We start from the raw sequence: 14,940 nt of genomic DNA, 5'->3' as shown, positions 1-14,940 counted from the left end.
TTTATGATTCAAGGCGGCGATGACGGTAAAGGCGGTCCGGGGTATACCATTCCGGATGAATTTGTAAATGACTTACATTTTAACAAAATGGGTCTTTTGGCCATGGCTAACCGCGGGCCGAATACAGGTGGGGCGCAATTCTTTATCACCTTGGGGCCTACGCCGTGGCTCGACAATAAGCATACCATTTTCGGCGTTGTTACGCAGGGCATGGATGTAGTTGCTAAAATCGGCAAAGTACAGACAGATAAAAATGACAAGCCGTTAGCGCCGGTTGTGATTAAGTCTATTACTTTGGAGCCGATTACAGATAACCAGGGCAGTAATAAATAGAGAATAATATAGGTAATAATATTGTGACAGTTAAGTCTTGTATTGTGGAATTTAATTCTGCAGCAGGACAGTTAAGTCTGGCATTAATATTGAATAAAAAGCGTTTGAGAAACAACTGTAAACGAGGGGAGGCAGTTATGAGTCAATTTTACACATACATGGTAGAATGTGCGGACGGGTCCTTATATACCGGCTGGACGGTTGATTTGAAGCAGCGTGTGGCGGCTCATAACGGCGAAATTCCGGGGGGCGCCAAATATACCCGAACGCGTCGACCGGTGAGCCTCGTGTGGTTTACAGCCTTTGAACGTAAACAGGATGCACAGTCCATGGAATACCAGGTAAAACGCATGCCGAGGGAGCAAAAGAGAGCCTTGGTAGCGGCATTTAAGAAGGCAAATCCTACGGTAATTGAGGACATTCTTCAAGGCGTTTAATCGAAGAATTTCCTTAAAATAAAACTCTTTCTATGGTATAATTAACTGATGTATGATTTAATAAAATTTTTGATAACAAACTGCTGTGAAAAAGCGGGAAAGGAGGACTTCGATGAAGCGCGTTTTAGTCGGTGTAAAGAGTATTCAACGGGATGCAGACGGGCATGATACGGTCATTGAAATGGTTTCTCCCGGTGAATATCACGAAAAAAATGATACAAAATATATTATGTATAATGAAACCGAATTATCCGGTATGGAAGGGTCGCATACAACAATTAAGTTAAAGCCCCGTTCCATCGTGTTAATTCGCAATGGCAAAGTCTCTATGCGGCATGAGTACGTGCTCGGCGAGACACGGCAATCAGTGTATGAAACACCGTTCGGTGAGCTCCACATGGCCTTTAAAACCCATGAATTGGAGTCAACCTTGCAGGATGGTATCGGTAAGATACACTTAGGCTATGACATTTCGGTCAGTGGCGAATGGCAATATTACAATCAGTTGGATATAGTATTACAGGAGGATTTAGAGCATGGAACTAAAGGACAAGCTCAAGCAAGGAATTGAAGCGGCCGTAGCGAAGGCGTTGGCTGACGGCGCATTACCGGAAGGGACGTACCCTGAAGTAGTTTTGGAAGTACCGCCACAGAAAGAATTCGGCGATTTTTCCACGAATATTGCCATGCAATCGGCTCGTGTAGCTCGTATGAATCCGGCTGCTATTGCCGATATCATTATTGCCAATATGGACTATGATTGGCTTGAAAAAGCTGAAAAAGCCGGTGCCGGTTTTATCAATTTCTTTGTGAAAACAGACGCAGTTTATGATACGTTAAAATCCGTATTGGAACAGGGCGTTTGCTACGGCACGCAAGCTACTCGTGAAGAGGATACGATTCAAGTTGAATATGTAAGCGCCAATCCGACCGGCCCCCTTCATGTAGGCCATGGCCGTGGTGCAGCTTACGGCAGTGCGCTTGTTAACTTATTGCGCGCCGCCGGTTACAACGTGCAATCCGAATACTACATCAATGATGCCGGTAATCAGATTGATAACTTGGCAAAATCAATCAACGCTCGTTATTTAGAACTTCTCGATATGAAGAGTGAATTTCCTGAAAACGGCTATCACGGTCAAGATATCGTAGAGACAGCGCAGAGCATCATTAACTGGCGCGGCGATTTCTTTGCCGTACTTAACGATGATGAACGCTTGCCGTTCTTCAAAGAATTCGGTTTGACCGAAAAACTTAACGCTCTTCGTGTAAGCCTTCGCAATTTCAATGTGGAATTCGACAACTGGTTCAGCGAACGCTCCTTGCATAGAAGCGGCGAAGTAACTAAGGCCATTCAATTTTTAAAAGATACGGGCGATGTGTATGAAAAAGACGGTGCTTTATGGTTTGCGTCCACGCGCTACGGCGACGATAAAGACCGTGTAGTTATCCGTGAAAACGGCGAACCTACTTACTTGGCATCGGATATTGCGTACCATCGCAATAAATTTGAACGCGGTTTTAAAAAGATGATTAATATCTGGGGGGCCGATCATCACGGCTATGTGACACGTGTTAAAGCGTCCATGCAGGCCCTCGGCTATAATCCGGACCGCTTGGAAATCTTGTTATTACAAATGGTGGCCTTATATCGTGACGGCGAACTTGTGAAGATGTCGAAACGTACGGGTCAATCCGTTACGTTAGATGAATTGATTGAAGAAGTAGGCGTTGATGCGGCACGTTACTTCTTCCTCATGCGTTCCTTGGACAGCCAGTTGGATTTTGACATCAACTTGGCCGCCTCAAAGAGCAATGATAACCCGGTATACTACATCCAGTATGCGCATGCACGCATTCACAGCATTTTCAATCAGGTGAATGAAGCGGGCATCAAATACGGCGATTGGACCGGCGTAAAATTTGATACCTTAACCGGCGAATTGGAACTCGATATTATTAAAAAGTTAGGCGCTTACCCTGAAGAAATTCGTCAAGCTGCCGAACATCGAGCACCACATCGCATTGCCCGTTACTTGTATGATTTGGCCAGCTTGTTCCATTCGTTCTACAAACAGGGTCGTATTATGGGCGTAGACAGCGATTTGCAGCAGGCTCGTTTAGGTCTTATCACGGCGATTGCCGATGTATTGCGTAACGGCCTTGGTATTTTGGGTATTTCCGCACCGGAAAAAATGTAAGATTTTTTAAAACTGTCGCGGCCTGCGATAGTGTGTAGATACATTCATAGCTTTGGGAGGAATCATGGCAACAAAGTATATTTTCGTAACAGGTGGGGTTGTTTCGTCGTTAGGTAAGGGTATTACTGCAGCATCCTTAGGCCGTTTGCTTAAGAACCGCGGTATGAATGTAACCATTCAGAAATTTGACCCTTACATCAATATCGACCCTGGTACAATGAGTCCGTATCAACACGGTGAAGTGTTCGTTACCGATGACGGCGCTGAAACAGACCTTGATCTTGGTCACTATGAACGTTTTATCGATATCAACCTCGGTAAACGCTCCAATGTAACGGCCGGTAAAGTATATTGGTCCGTTATTAACAAAGAACGTAAAGGTGATTATTTAGGCGGTACCGTTCAGGTTATCCCTCATATCACAAATGAAATCAAACAAAACGTATATCGCGTAGGTAAAGAAGATAACGCGGACGTAGTTATTACGGAAATCGGCGGTACGGTAGGTGATATTGAAAGTTTACCGTTCCTCGAAGCCATTCGTCAGGTTAAAAAAGAAGTAGGCCGTAATGACGTGCTCTACATTCACGTAACCTTGGTACCATACATCAGTGCAGCGGGCGAGTTAAAAACTAAACCGACTCAGCACAGCGTAAAAGAATTGCGCAGTATCGGTATTCAGCCGGATATCATCGTTTGCCGTACGGAAAAACACATTTCCGACGAAATGAAAGATAAATTGGCTTTATTCTGTGACATCGATCCGGAAGCCGTTATTGAAAACCGCACTTGCAACACGATTTATGAAGTGCCTTTGATGATGCAGGAAGAAGGCCTTGATGACATCGTTGTTAAAAAATTACAATTACCGGACAAACCGGCCGATATGGTAGCTTGGAAGGAAATGGTAGATAAAATCCTTCATCCGAACAAAGAAATTACCGTGGCTCTGGTTGGTAAATATGTAGCCCTCCATGATGCGTACCTCAGTGTGGCGGAAGCCTTGACACATGCCGGTATTGCAACGGATACAAAGGTTAATATTAAATGGATTGATGCGGAAGAATTGGAAGAAAACGCATGCAATGTGGCTAAGTTATATGAAGATGTTGACGGCATTGTTGTACCGGGCGGCTTCGGTTATCGCGGTGTAGAAGGTAAGATTCGCACTATCCAATATGCTCGTGAAAACAAAGTCCCTTACCTCGGCTTGTGCCTCGGCATGCAGTCGGCGGTAATGGAATTTGCTCGTAACGTAGCGGGTCTTGAAGCAGCTAACTCTACCGAATTCGACGAAGACTGCATGAACCCTGTAATCGACTTGATGCCGGACCAGGTAGATGTAGATCAAAAAGGCGGTACTATGCGTCTTGGTATCTACCCATGTAAGACGGTAGAAGGCACCAAAGTGCGTGAAGCTTATGGTGAAGACCTCATTTACGAACGTCATCGTCATCGTTATGAATTCAACAATGCATTCCGTCAGGAATTAACGGAAAAAGGCCTCGTAATCAGTGGTACATCCCCTGATAACCGTTTGGTTGAATGTGTGGAACTCAAAGATCATCCTTGGTTCGTAGGCGTTCAGTTCCATCCGGAATTGAAATCCCGTCCGACTAAAGCTCATCCGTTGTTCAAAGGCTTTGTTGATGCTATTTTGAAAATTAAAGGAATGTAATAGTGAGTAAAACTGTACGTACAGCTCGTTATCAACAAATTGCAGCCGATGTGGCCGGTAAAATTGTATCCGGCGGGTATAAGGAAGGGGAGCGTATTTTTGCGCGGTCCGCTCTATCCGTTCACTACGGTGTATCTCCCGAAACTTCGCGTCGGGCCATTGCTTTACTGGCCGATTTAGGCATTGTAGAAGTGACTAAAGGGAGTGGCTGTACCGTTTTATCCAAAGAGAAAGCTGAACAATTCCGCATGCAATTTAGCGACTTTGATTCGGTGGACTCTTTGCGACGCGAGCTGACAAAGCAGATTGAGGATCAAACAAAATCCCTGCAGGGGTTAAAAGAGACGATACAAAAATTAACTGATTCGGTAGGTCATTACCAGTATAAAAATCCGTTGCAACCTATGAAGATGTCCATTACGAAGGATTGTCGTTATTTAGGGCAGTCCATAGGATCGATTCAATTATGGCAACATACCGGTGTTACCATTGTGGCGATTGAAAATCAAGATAAGACTATGATTATATCGCCGGGACCGTATGCTACCTTTACGGCGGGGGAGGAAATCTATTTTATCGGCCCCGCTGACAGTTGGTTGCATTTGGAACGTTTTTTGTACAGCCCCGATGAAAAAGAGACTTAATTGCAGCCGGTAAATAGCCGGTAGTTCTCGACGGTGTCAGTACCTTACTGATGGCACGGCTGCAACTTTATAATTAAATATTCTATTTACAATATAACGCAATAAGCGCCTGACATAAGTTGGGCGCTTTTTTGTATTCTGTGAGCCATTATGACATAAAGTGATTTTTAGTATTCTATATTTATAAAAGTCGATATTTGACTAAAGTAACAACTTGATGTTAGAATTGAGTTGTTACTTTAGGGAGGTATTGAATGATAGAAATTAAAAACGTAAAGAAACGATATGGCAAAAAAGAAGTATTACATGATATTAGTTTGACTATTCCCGATGGTGAAATTGTTTCGCTCATCGGCGGTAGTGGTTGTGGTAAATCTACATTGCTTAAAATGATTAATCGCTTGATTCCTATTACAGGCGGCGATATTTATGTAAATGGTAAAAATATTCATGACATGGAACCGGTAACCCTGCGTCGTAAGATTGGTTACGTTATCCAGCAAACGGGTTTATTCCCGCATATGACAATTCGCAAAAATCTGGAATTAGTTATGGATCTTCATAAGATGCCGCAAGAAGGTCGGGCTGAGAAGATTAATGAAATGATGGATTTGGTTGATTTATCCCGCGATTTACTGAATCGCTATCCTATCGAATTATCCGGTGGTCAGCAGCAACGCGTCGGCGTAGCGCGAGCACTTATTGTCGATCCGGATGTTATTTTGATGGATGAACCGTTCTCCGCGATTGACCCTATTACGCGTGTGTCCTTGCAAGATGAGCTTCGCAGTTTGCAAGAAACATTAAAGAAAACGATTGTGTTCGTAACCCATGATATGGATGAGGCCATTAAAATCTCGGACCGTATTTGTTTAATGCGTGAAGGTCATGTAGAACAATATGATACGCCGGAACAAATTTTACGAAATCCCGCTACGGAATATGTAGAAAGCTTTATCGGTAAAAACCGTATTTGGAACTCACCGGAGTTCATTAAAGCGGAAGACATCATGATTGATGCTACCAATATTGCGTATCCGAGTGATAGCTTGTTCCGCTGTATGAAAAAGATTAAAGATATCCCTCAGGACTTCCTGATTATTGTAGACCGTGGTACGCGTCGTTTCAGAGGCTTGGTTAATGCCCGTATGATTCGTGAGCAAATGAGTTTACAGGGGCCGGTCAGTGAAATTATGGCGCAGCCGAAGAAGTTGGCCCATGTGGGAGATTCCTTATTAGATGTGGTAGAAACAATTCAGACCTTGCACCGTCCGTATATGATCGTACTGGATGATTCCGAACGCCTGGCGGGGGTCATTACACAAAGTAGTTTAATTACCACCTTGGGAAGTCAGTATGTAGATGATGCGGAGGTAATATAATTGGGTATATTTAGTTATATGTTTGAAAATATAGATCAGATTATGCGTCTTTTGTTAGAGCATATCCAGCTAACCGCTATTGCGGTAGGGTTAGCTATTTTAGTGGGCTTGCCGCTGGGGATTTTAATCAGCTACGTAAAGCCCTTAAATAAGCCGGTCATGGGGGCGACGAATTTAATTCAAGCGGTTCCCAGCATGGCCTTGTTGGGTTTTGCCATTCCACTCCTTGGGATTGGCACCTTGCCGTCGGTAATTGTAGTATTTTTGTATTCCCTCTTACCGATTGTCAAAAATACCTATATCGGCATCAGCCAGATTTCGCCGGGCACCATTGAGGCGGCTCGCGGGATTGGCTTAACACGTCAACAAATTTTGTGGAAGGTACAGTTGCCGTTAACATTGCCTATGTTAATGGCGGGTGTGCGAATTTCCGCCGTTACGGCCGTAGGCCTTATGACAATTGCCGCCTTTATCGGCGCCGGTGGCTTGGGCTTTTTGGTATTTAGCGGTATCAGCTCCGTTAATAACGGCATGATTTTAGCCGGTGCAATCCCTGCCTGTATATTGGCCTTGGTGATTGACTGGGTGCTCTCTCAGGTAGAATCATTGGTGACACCGGTGAGCTTGCAGCCTGAGCTTTTAAAAACTCGAGCTACCATTACGGCTAAACGACGTCGCCAAAAATGGAGCGTAGGCATTGTAGCAGCCTTATTGGTATTTATGTTTGGCCAGAATGCCTATGCCAGTATGGTAAAGGATCCCAATACGATTCGAATCGGCAGTAAACAATTTACCGAACAATTAGTGTTGGGCAATATGCTGGCTGAAATGATTGAAAAAAATACAAATATTAAAGTAGAGAGTCATTTAGGTGCCGGCGGTACCCAGGTGCTGTTTAGTGCCATGGAAAAAGGCGATTTAGATGCGTATATTGATTATACCGGTACGGCCTATGTAGATATTTTAAAACATGATCCCGTAAGCGATGAGCAGGAAGTATACAATACGACAAAAGAGGAATTGGCGGATAAGTATGACGTGGCCTTATTGGCGGCGGCTCCTTTCAGTAATACCTATACGTTGGCGGTAGACCCTGCGGTGGCACAGACGTATAATTTGCACACCATGAGTGATTTGAGCCAGGTAGCTTCGTCGTTAAAGGCCGGTACAACGCTTGAATTTTTGAATCGTCAGGATGGTTTACGAGGCGTTCAAAAAGACTATGGTTTTAACTTTAAAGATGCTAAAGGCATTGACGGGGCCACTCGATATGTGGCTTTAGCAAGCGGTGATGTGCAGGTAGTTGATGCCTTTTCTACGGATGGCTTGTTAAATAAATATAACTTGACGGTCCTCGCCGATGATAAAGGCTTCTTCCCGCCTTATTACGGGGTACCGTTAGTACGTCAAGAAACATTAAAAGAACATCCCGAATTACAGGATGTTATCGATCGCATGATGGCAATGTTAGATACGGACTCAATGCGTGAGTTAAATTATCAAGTAGATGTGGAACACAAGAGTCCTAAAGAAGTAGCTCATGACTTTTTGGTAGCTAAGGGCTTAGTAAAATAAATAACTGATATATGAGGCTTTATAAACCGATTTAATGATTTTGGGGATATAAGCTGTATAAAACTGAATAATGTAAGAGGTGAAGCGGTATAGTGGTATTACTATATCGCTTTATTTTTTAGATTGCAAAAATGTATCGCCTTTTTTCATAAATTGCATAACTGAAACTCGATTTCATATTGATTTTTTTCGTTGCGTGGTGTATGATAATGATGTAATCAATATAGATTATCCGTTATTAATAGCTATCAATTAGCGACAGTATATATTCAAAATAGAGAGCACTGTATATTTGTTCTAATAGCAAGTTAGGTTGCTTTTTACTGTTTGGTAATAATGCAGCTCATGATAGTTTTTAAAGTATAGTAAGTTTATTAAACACAAGGAGTGACTCACAAATGGCAATTATCGGCAAAGAATTACCTGATTTTTCCTTACAGGGTTTCCGCAATCCGGACGTAGTAACAGTAACTAAAGCAGATGTAGTTGGCAAATGGAGCGTATTCGTATTCTATCCGGCCGATTTCACATTTGTTTGCCCTACCGAATTGGAAGATTTACAGTCCCATTATGCAGAATTGCAGGAAATGGGCGTAGAAGTATTCTCCGTATCCGTTGACTCCGAATTCGTACATAAAGCATGGGCTGATGCGTCTCCAAACATCGCAAAAATTCAGTACACTATGTTAGCTGATCAGAAACATGAACTGGCTGACTTCTTCGAAACTTTCTCCGAAGAAGAAGGTCGTGCATACCGCGGTTCTTTCGTAGTAAATCCGGAAGGCAAAGTAGAAACTGCTGAAATCCACAACATGGGTATCGGTCGTTCTGCCGATGAATTGGTTCGTAAAGTGCAGGCAGCTCAATTCGTAGCTAAACATGGTGACCAGGTTTGTCCGGCTAAATGGAAACCGGGTGCAGATACTTTAAAACCGGGTCTTGACCTTGTAGGTAAATTATAAGATTCAACTATTCGGTTAACCCTTTTTAACCGGTTAATAAATGAACAGCAAGTCCCTCCCTACAGAAGGCTGTTCATTGACATATTTAGGAGATCCCTTTTCCTAAAATCAGCGGCGCGAGCTTGTCTCGGCCGCTGATTTTTTTGTTTGAACACATTTGATTTTATGTGAATGTTGAATGAAAAAATGATGATTCGAATCTGATTTGTTTTGAAAAAATTTGGGTATTTATTCATTTTTTTAGTGGCTATATTCAACTTTAGTCAATGAGTTTTACCGAAATTGTGTTCGGAAAAGCAGAATTCAAGATAATTGTGGCGAATGTATAATGAAAGACTACTTTTGTATATTGTTGCAAAGTCGTTTTTGTCAAGGCTAAGAGCAGTAAAACCTCATAAAAATGCGGTAAAATTGATTGACTTTCATATGCTAACTTATTCAAAATAATTAATAATTATGAATTAACAAACCGTGAAAACCTTTGTCGAATAAGTGTTTGTAAGTTAGTGCTTTTTTTCATATATTTATCGAAAACTTGAAACATTGAAATTATTAGATTTATCTTGCGTTTTAGTATATAATATATTACATAGAATAAGGCGAAAGGGTAATGGCTAAGGTTAAAAAAAGGAGTATTGGGCATGGAAGTATCATACGAAAGATTGGCAACGATTTTTAAAGCATTGAGTGATGAAACTAGATTGCATATCATTGACATGTTGTCATGTAATGAGTTATGTGCTTGTGACATTTTGGCAAGCTTCAATTTGTCGCAGTCTACGTTGAGCTATCACATGAAAATTTTGATTGATGCAGGTGTTGTTAACTCGCAGCGTAACGGGTTATGGACACGCTATTCAATCAACGAAGAAACTTTTGATGAGTTAGTTAAGATCTTACCTGATTTGTACAAAACCAAAGATGAATGTATTTGCGCTCAGATTAAATATTGTCGCTTAGAAGATAAACCTGAATAAGAAACAACAGGAGTTAATATGAGACGCTGGATTATGCACGTGGATATGGATGCTTTTTATGCATCAGTTGAACAACGCGATAATCCCGAGTATAGAGGCCGCCCGGTTATCGTTGGCGGCCTTTCTTCGCGTGGTGTGGTATCTACCGCGTCGTACGAAGCTCGTAAATTAGGTGTTCATTCGGCCATGAGTATGGCCAAGGCCCGTGAGCTTTGTCCGGACGGTATTTATTTATGGCCTCGGTTCGAAGTGTACCATGCTGTTTCAGAGCAGGTCCATGCTATTATGGAACGCTATTCACCCTATATTGAGCCGTTGTCGTTAGATGAAGCCTTCTTGGATATAACGGGACTCCATAATCGGTTTGACGGCCCCTATGCGGTCGGTAAGGCTATTAAAAAGGATATATTAGAGGCGACCGGCCTTATAGCGTCGGTAGGTCTGGCACCGAATAAGTATTTGGCAAAACTGGCTTCGGATATTAGAAAGCCCGATGGCTTGGTGGTGATACCTTATGGACAGGAAGCCAAATTTATTGCCAATCTGCCGGTTAAACGCTTGTGGGGTGTAGGCAAACAAACGGAAAAACGTCTCCATGAAGCGGGTTTTTATAAAATCGGTCAAATTGCGGCGCTAGGGGATGAGTCGAAACTGCGACCTGTAGCGGGCAATCAGGCCAAACGACTTTATGATCTGTCCCGAGGCATTGATGACCGGCCGGTAGAGTATGATCGCATGATTCATTCCATCGGCAATGAATTGACCTATGAAACAGACTTGACCGATGAAGCTGTCATTGACCGCGAATGGCACTATTTTGCCCATAAAGTGGCGAAGCGTTTACGACAGCAAGGCTTGAAGGGGCATACCGTTTCCATTAAGGTGCGTTTTAACGATTTTAAGACTATAAGCCGTCAAAAACGCATAGATATGCCTACTGACAACGAAGAAACACTATACCGTATAGGATTGATGTTGTATAATAAACTAAACATTGATAAACCGATTCGCCTTTTAGGGCTTACGGTCAGCGATTTTGCCGATGAATGGGGGCAGACATCTTTATTTGAGAGTGAAGTGTCACAGGATGAATTGGCAAAGACTGTAGATGACCTCGAAGAAAAATTCGGTGAAGGTATTGTTATGAAAGGGGCCCTTTGGGAGCGGTTGGCCCACCAAAAGAGAGAGGAAGAGAATAACGATGAAACACTTTAAATTGAAGTATGGCAATGGCGAGGTTGAATTTGATTTACCCACTCAAGAAGTAGTAGATGTTGTGGAAGGGGCGGACTACCCCGCTATTGAAGATATTCCGGCAGCGCTTCTTGAAGCTTTGGATAATCCAATCGGCACGGCGCCGTTAAAAGATATTGTGCAGCATGATGAAACGGTATGTATCGTTGTATCCGACATTACTCGTGCTTGGATTCGCTACGATGCTTACTTGCCGACTTTGCTTAATTATTTGAACGAAGCGGGTGTGCCGGATGAAAAGATTTTCCTTTTAATCGCATACGGTGCCCATCGTCTTCAATCGGATGCGGAATCTCGCTCCGAGTTTGGCGACGAAGTAGTAAATCGCGTTCGTATTGAACATAGTAGCGGTATCAATCCGGACAGTCATTTCCGTCATATCGGCGAAACCTCTCATGGTGTACCGATTGAAGTGAATGAACTCGCTTTGGATGCGGACCGTCTCATTTTGACGGGCGGTATCGTATACCATTTGATTGCCGGTTTTGGCGGCGGTCGTAAGGCTATTTTACCGGGCATTTCGTCCTATCAGACGATTCAAAAAAACCACAATCTTTGCTTGTCGGAAGAAATCGGCGGCGGTACGAAACCTGAAATCGTAAGCGGTAATATTACGAATAATATTATGCATGACGATCAGATGCAACATGGTCGTGCCGTAGAAGCGGATTTCCTCATTAATTCCGTAGCAAATACGGAAGGTAAATTAGCGAAATTCGTGGCCGGTCATTGGGAAGATGCATGGCTGGAAGGCACGAAATTAGTTAAACAGATTTACGGTGTACCGGTTAATGAATTGGCTGATTGCGTTATCGCTTCGGCGGGCGGTTATCCGAAAGATATTAACTTGTATCAAGGCGTTAAAACCCAGGTTAATGCAGTGCTTGCATGTAAACCGGGCGGCGTTGTTATCCTGCTTATGGAATTGCCGGATATTCACGAACCGGAAGAATTCCTCGGTTGGTTTGATACCCGCGATTTGAAAGAACGTGAAATTAAATTGCGTAACGGCTTTACCGTACCGGGCTTTATTGCGTTCCATTTAGGGGAAGATTTTCAGAAATATCGCCATATCTTGGTGACGAAACCGGAAAATAAAGAAATTTGTGACCGTGTGGGCATCGATGTAGTAACATCCATCGATGAAGCCATTGAGCTTGCGAACAAATTAATCGGCCGCGATGATTACACCGTAACGGTTATGCCGCTCGCCAGCAACACGGTGCCTTTATTGAATAAATAATTCCTGCAAAGGATTACTTTAATAGCGAATTAGGTTATAGCTTAACTGTTTAGATTGGTATTTTTAAGAAATTTGTTTTAATATAGAGATAGATTCACCGAATCCGGGGGCGTAGGGATGGCTTAAAAAGTCAGCACTCGATGATATAGATTTGCTTTTTACTGTTTTTAGCTTAATGTTTATTACCAAAGGTATAGGAAGATGGGAGCTGGAAGTATGCATAATCGTCATGGCATCATTGGTAAGTCTGTTATTGAATCGGTTCGTCGTTCGTTACAGAATAAGTATGCTGAGGATCGTCATATTCAGCAGTTAATTGAAGAGCTGGATAGCACCGAAGACCTAACATATGAAGAACTTCATATTACGCGTCAGGCTTATGAAGAAGTGAAAGCACGCTTATTTTATACGGCGTTATTGGACAGTTTATGGCAGGAAATCGATGAAACGCAAGACTTGTTAGAGCAGCTTCATATATATGATTCCTTGGAAGATGAATTTCAGACCCAAGGGGATGAACTAACCAGTGAAGAATTAAACATAGACGAAGTAGATTTGGCGGATGTAGATGTATCGGAAAGACCGGTTGCATTACGCCAAGCCGGTACGGTAGCGGCACGTCGTGAAGGCGCTGTAGCTACGCGTCAAGATGGCACAGTAGTGACCCGTCAGGATGGTTCCGTTGCGAATCGCCAAGATGGGGCGCTGGTAAATCGCCGTGACGGTTCGGTAGTACCGCGTCAAGATGGTACACTTGTGGCTGAACCGACGGCAGCTAAAACACAGGCAGTGGCAGCTGATGCCATTACTGATAGAGATATTCCGCAATCATCTTTAACACATAGTGTAAAAGCCGATGCGGATGACAATTTATTGGCAGGAACGAATGCTGTATTGAATGCGGGGGTGAGAACAGCCGATTCGGCGGCGTTTGCAGCTGAGGTGGATGATGACGAGGATGACGATCATAACGTATTCCCCACATCGGAAATCTTTTTGCAAGATATTTTGGACATGTTGAGCCAAAACTTGCCGGATGGCAAAGAGGGGACAATGACGCTTGAAGATTTGATGCTCCATACGGAGTGGAAAGAATTTAAAAAACTCGCTAAGCAGGCTAAAAAATCTATTAAAAAAGCCCATAAAGCAGCGAAAAAAGAAGCTAAGAAAGTCGCGAAAGAAGCTGAAAAAGCAGCTAAAGCGGCTGAAAAAGAAACAAAAAAAGCATTGAAAAAAGCGAAACACGCCAAAAAAGGCGTGCAAGAGCGCAGCGAAGAATGGTATCAAAATTTGGAAGAGTTGACTGATGATGTAGCTAACACCGCAGCTGACAAAACAAAAGAGATTTCCAAAGCAGCTGGCAGTGTAGCAACAGCAGTGCAGTCAAAAGTGAATGATGTCAAAGAAAGGGTGGAAAGTGAAATGTACACTAAAGAAGAACTCGCCAAGAATTTGAATCAAGCCACTGATGGCAAAGCAGAAGAAGTTGTTGAAAAAGTTTCCGACAAAGCTGAAGAATTGGCCGGTAAAGCTGAAGACTTGAAAGACCAAGCTGTTGATAAAGCTGAAGATTTAAAAGATCAAGCATCTGATAAAGTAGATGAATTAGCAGATAAAGCTGAAGATTTAAAAGACCAAGCAACTGATAAAGCAGAAGAGTTAAAAGATAAAGCGTCGGACAAAGTTGATGAACTATCCGACAAAGCAGCTGACTTGAAAGACCAAGCGTCTGATAAAGTAGATGAATTAGCCGATAAAGCTGCTGACTTAAAAGATCAAGCAGCCGATAAAGCTGAAGAACTTAAAGAACAGGCATCCGATAAAGTTGATGAGTTAGCCGATAAAGCAGCTGATTTGAAAGATCAAGCTGTTGATAAAGCGCAAGAGCTTAAAGAACAGGCATCTGATAAAGTTGATGAGTTAGCCGATAAAGCAGCCGATTTGAAAGATCAAGCTGCCGATAAAGCCGATGAATTGTCTGAACGAGCTCAAGAAGTTGCGGACAAAGTAGCCGATCATATTTCCGAAGTAGCGGATAATGTGAAAGAAAGCGCTCGCGGTGCGGCTCTGGGTGTATTGGACTTCATCGATGATGCCCTGCAAAAATTACATAGCAATTCGGATGACAAAAATCCAAAAAAATAAAACGCCTTGGTAAGAAATTACCGGACCTACACGAGACGACCAAGGCGGAAAAGAAAGCCTTGCTGACCGACAGTAAAGGTCGTTGTCAAGTGTGCGGCAATCATTGCCG

General features: G+C 42.9%; 13 protein-coding genes. All 13 read left to right on the top strand.

Going from position 1 to position 14,940, the window contains the following annotated elements; translation table 11 throughout:
- On the top strand, window positions 1-333 hold a 333-nt coding region (locus tag E7204_RS07430; RefSeq protein ID WP_295183179.1), incomplete at its 5' end, for a peptidylprolyl isomerase.
- 137 nt (window positions 334-470) lie between these two features.
- On the top strand, window positions 471-770 hold the full coding sequence (locus E7204_RS07425; protein ID WP_295183177.1) for a GIY-YIG nuclease family protein: 300 nt from the start codon (window positions 471-473) through the stop codon (window positions 768-770).
- Between the two features lie 112 nt (window positions 771-882).
- Window positions 883-1,341, top strand: a complete 459-nt coding sequence (locus E7204_RS07420; protein WP_295183175.1) for a DUF1934 domain-containing protein — start codon at window positions 883-885, stop codon at window positions 1,339-1,341.
- Window positions 1,307-2,971, top strand: coding sequence for an arginine--tRNA ligase (gene argS / locus E7204_RS07415; RefSeq protein WP_295183173.1), 1,665 nt, complete (start codon window positions 1,307-1,309; stop codon window positions 2,969-2,971). The genes E7204_RS07420 and argS overlap by 35 nt, the downstream gene beginning before the upstream one ends.
- 64 nt (window positions 2,972-3,035) lie before the next feature.
- A complete protein-coding gene (locus E7204_RS07410) occupies window positions 3,036-4,649 on the top strand; it encodes a CTP synthase (RefSeq protein WP_127057858.1) in 1,614 nt (537 codons plus the stop codon).
- A 2-nt stretch (window positions 4,650-4,651) separates the two neighbouring features.
- Complete coding sequence (locus E7204_RS07405) at window positions 4,652-5,293, top strand: TrkA C-terminal domain-containing protein (protein WP_295183171.1); 642 nt, start codon at window positions 4,652-4,654, stop codon at window positions 5,291-5,293.
- 254 nt (window positions 5,294-5,547) lie between these two features.
- Window positions 5,548-6,675: an ABC transporter ATP-binding protein gene (locus E7204_RS07400; protein WP_295183168.1), complete on the top strand. Its 1,128-nt coding sequence runs from the start codon at window positions 5,548-5,550 to the stop codon at window positions 6,673-6,675.
- Window positions 6,676-6,693: 18 nt separating this feature from the next.
- On the top strand, window positions 6,694-8,250 hold the full coding sequence (locus E7204_RS07395) for a glycine betaine ABC transporter substrate-binding protein (protein ID WP_295183166.1): 1,557 nt from the start codon (window positions 6,694-6,696) through the stop codon (window positions 8,248-8,250).
- 398 nt (window positions 8,251-8,648) lie between these two features.
- Window positions 8,649-9,212 carry an alkyl hydroperoxide reductase subunit C gene (ahpC, locus tag E7204_RS07390; protein WP_021842257.1) on the top strand — a complete coding sequence of 188 codons (564 nt, stop codon included), beginning with the start codon at window positions 8,649-8,651 and terminating at the stop codon, window positions 9,210-9,212.
- Between the two features lie 641 nt (window positions 9,213-9,853).
- On the top strand, window positions 9,854-10,189 hold the full coding sequence (locus tag E7204_RS07385; protein ID WP_021842258.1) for a metalloregulator ArsR/SmtB family transcription factor: 336 nt from the start codon (window positions 9,854-9,856) through the stop codon (window positions 10,187-10,189).
- An 18-nt stretch (window positions 10,190-10,207) separates the two neighbouring features.
- The gene (locus tag E7204_RS07380) at window positions 10,208-11,404 is read left to right on the top strand and encodes a DNA polymerase IV (protein WP_295183163.1); all 1,197 of its coding nucleotides are present in this window, start codon (window positions 10,208-10,210) and stop codon (window positions 11,402-11,404) included.
- Window positions 11,391-12,686 (top strand): nickel-dependent lactate racemase, encoded by a 1,296-nt coding sequence (larA, locus tag E7204_RS07375; RefSeq protein WP_295183162.1) that lies wholly within the window; start codon window positions 11,391-11,393, stop codon window positions 12,684-12,686. The genes E7204_RS07380 and larA overlap by 14 nt, the downstream gene beginning before the upstream one ends.
- A gap of 216 nt (window positions 12,687-12,902) precedes the next feature.
- A complete protein-coding gene (locus tag E7204_RS07370; protein ID WP_295183160.1) occupies window positions 12,903-14,831 on the top strand; it encodes a hypothetical protein in 1,929 nt (642 codons plus the stop codon).
- Window positions 14,832-14,940: the final 109 nt, after the last annotated feature.

The organism is Veillonella sp. (genome assembly GCF_015058545.1).
Taxonomy (GTDB): Bacteria; Bacillota; Negativicutes; order Veillonellales; family Veillonellaceae; genus Veillonella_A.
The sequence above is the reverse complement of the archived record's forward strand: the minus strand, read 5'-3'. Positions and strand labels throughout refer to the sequence as shown.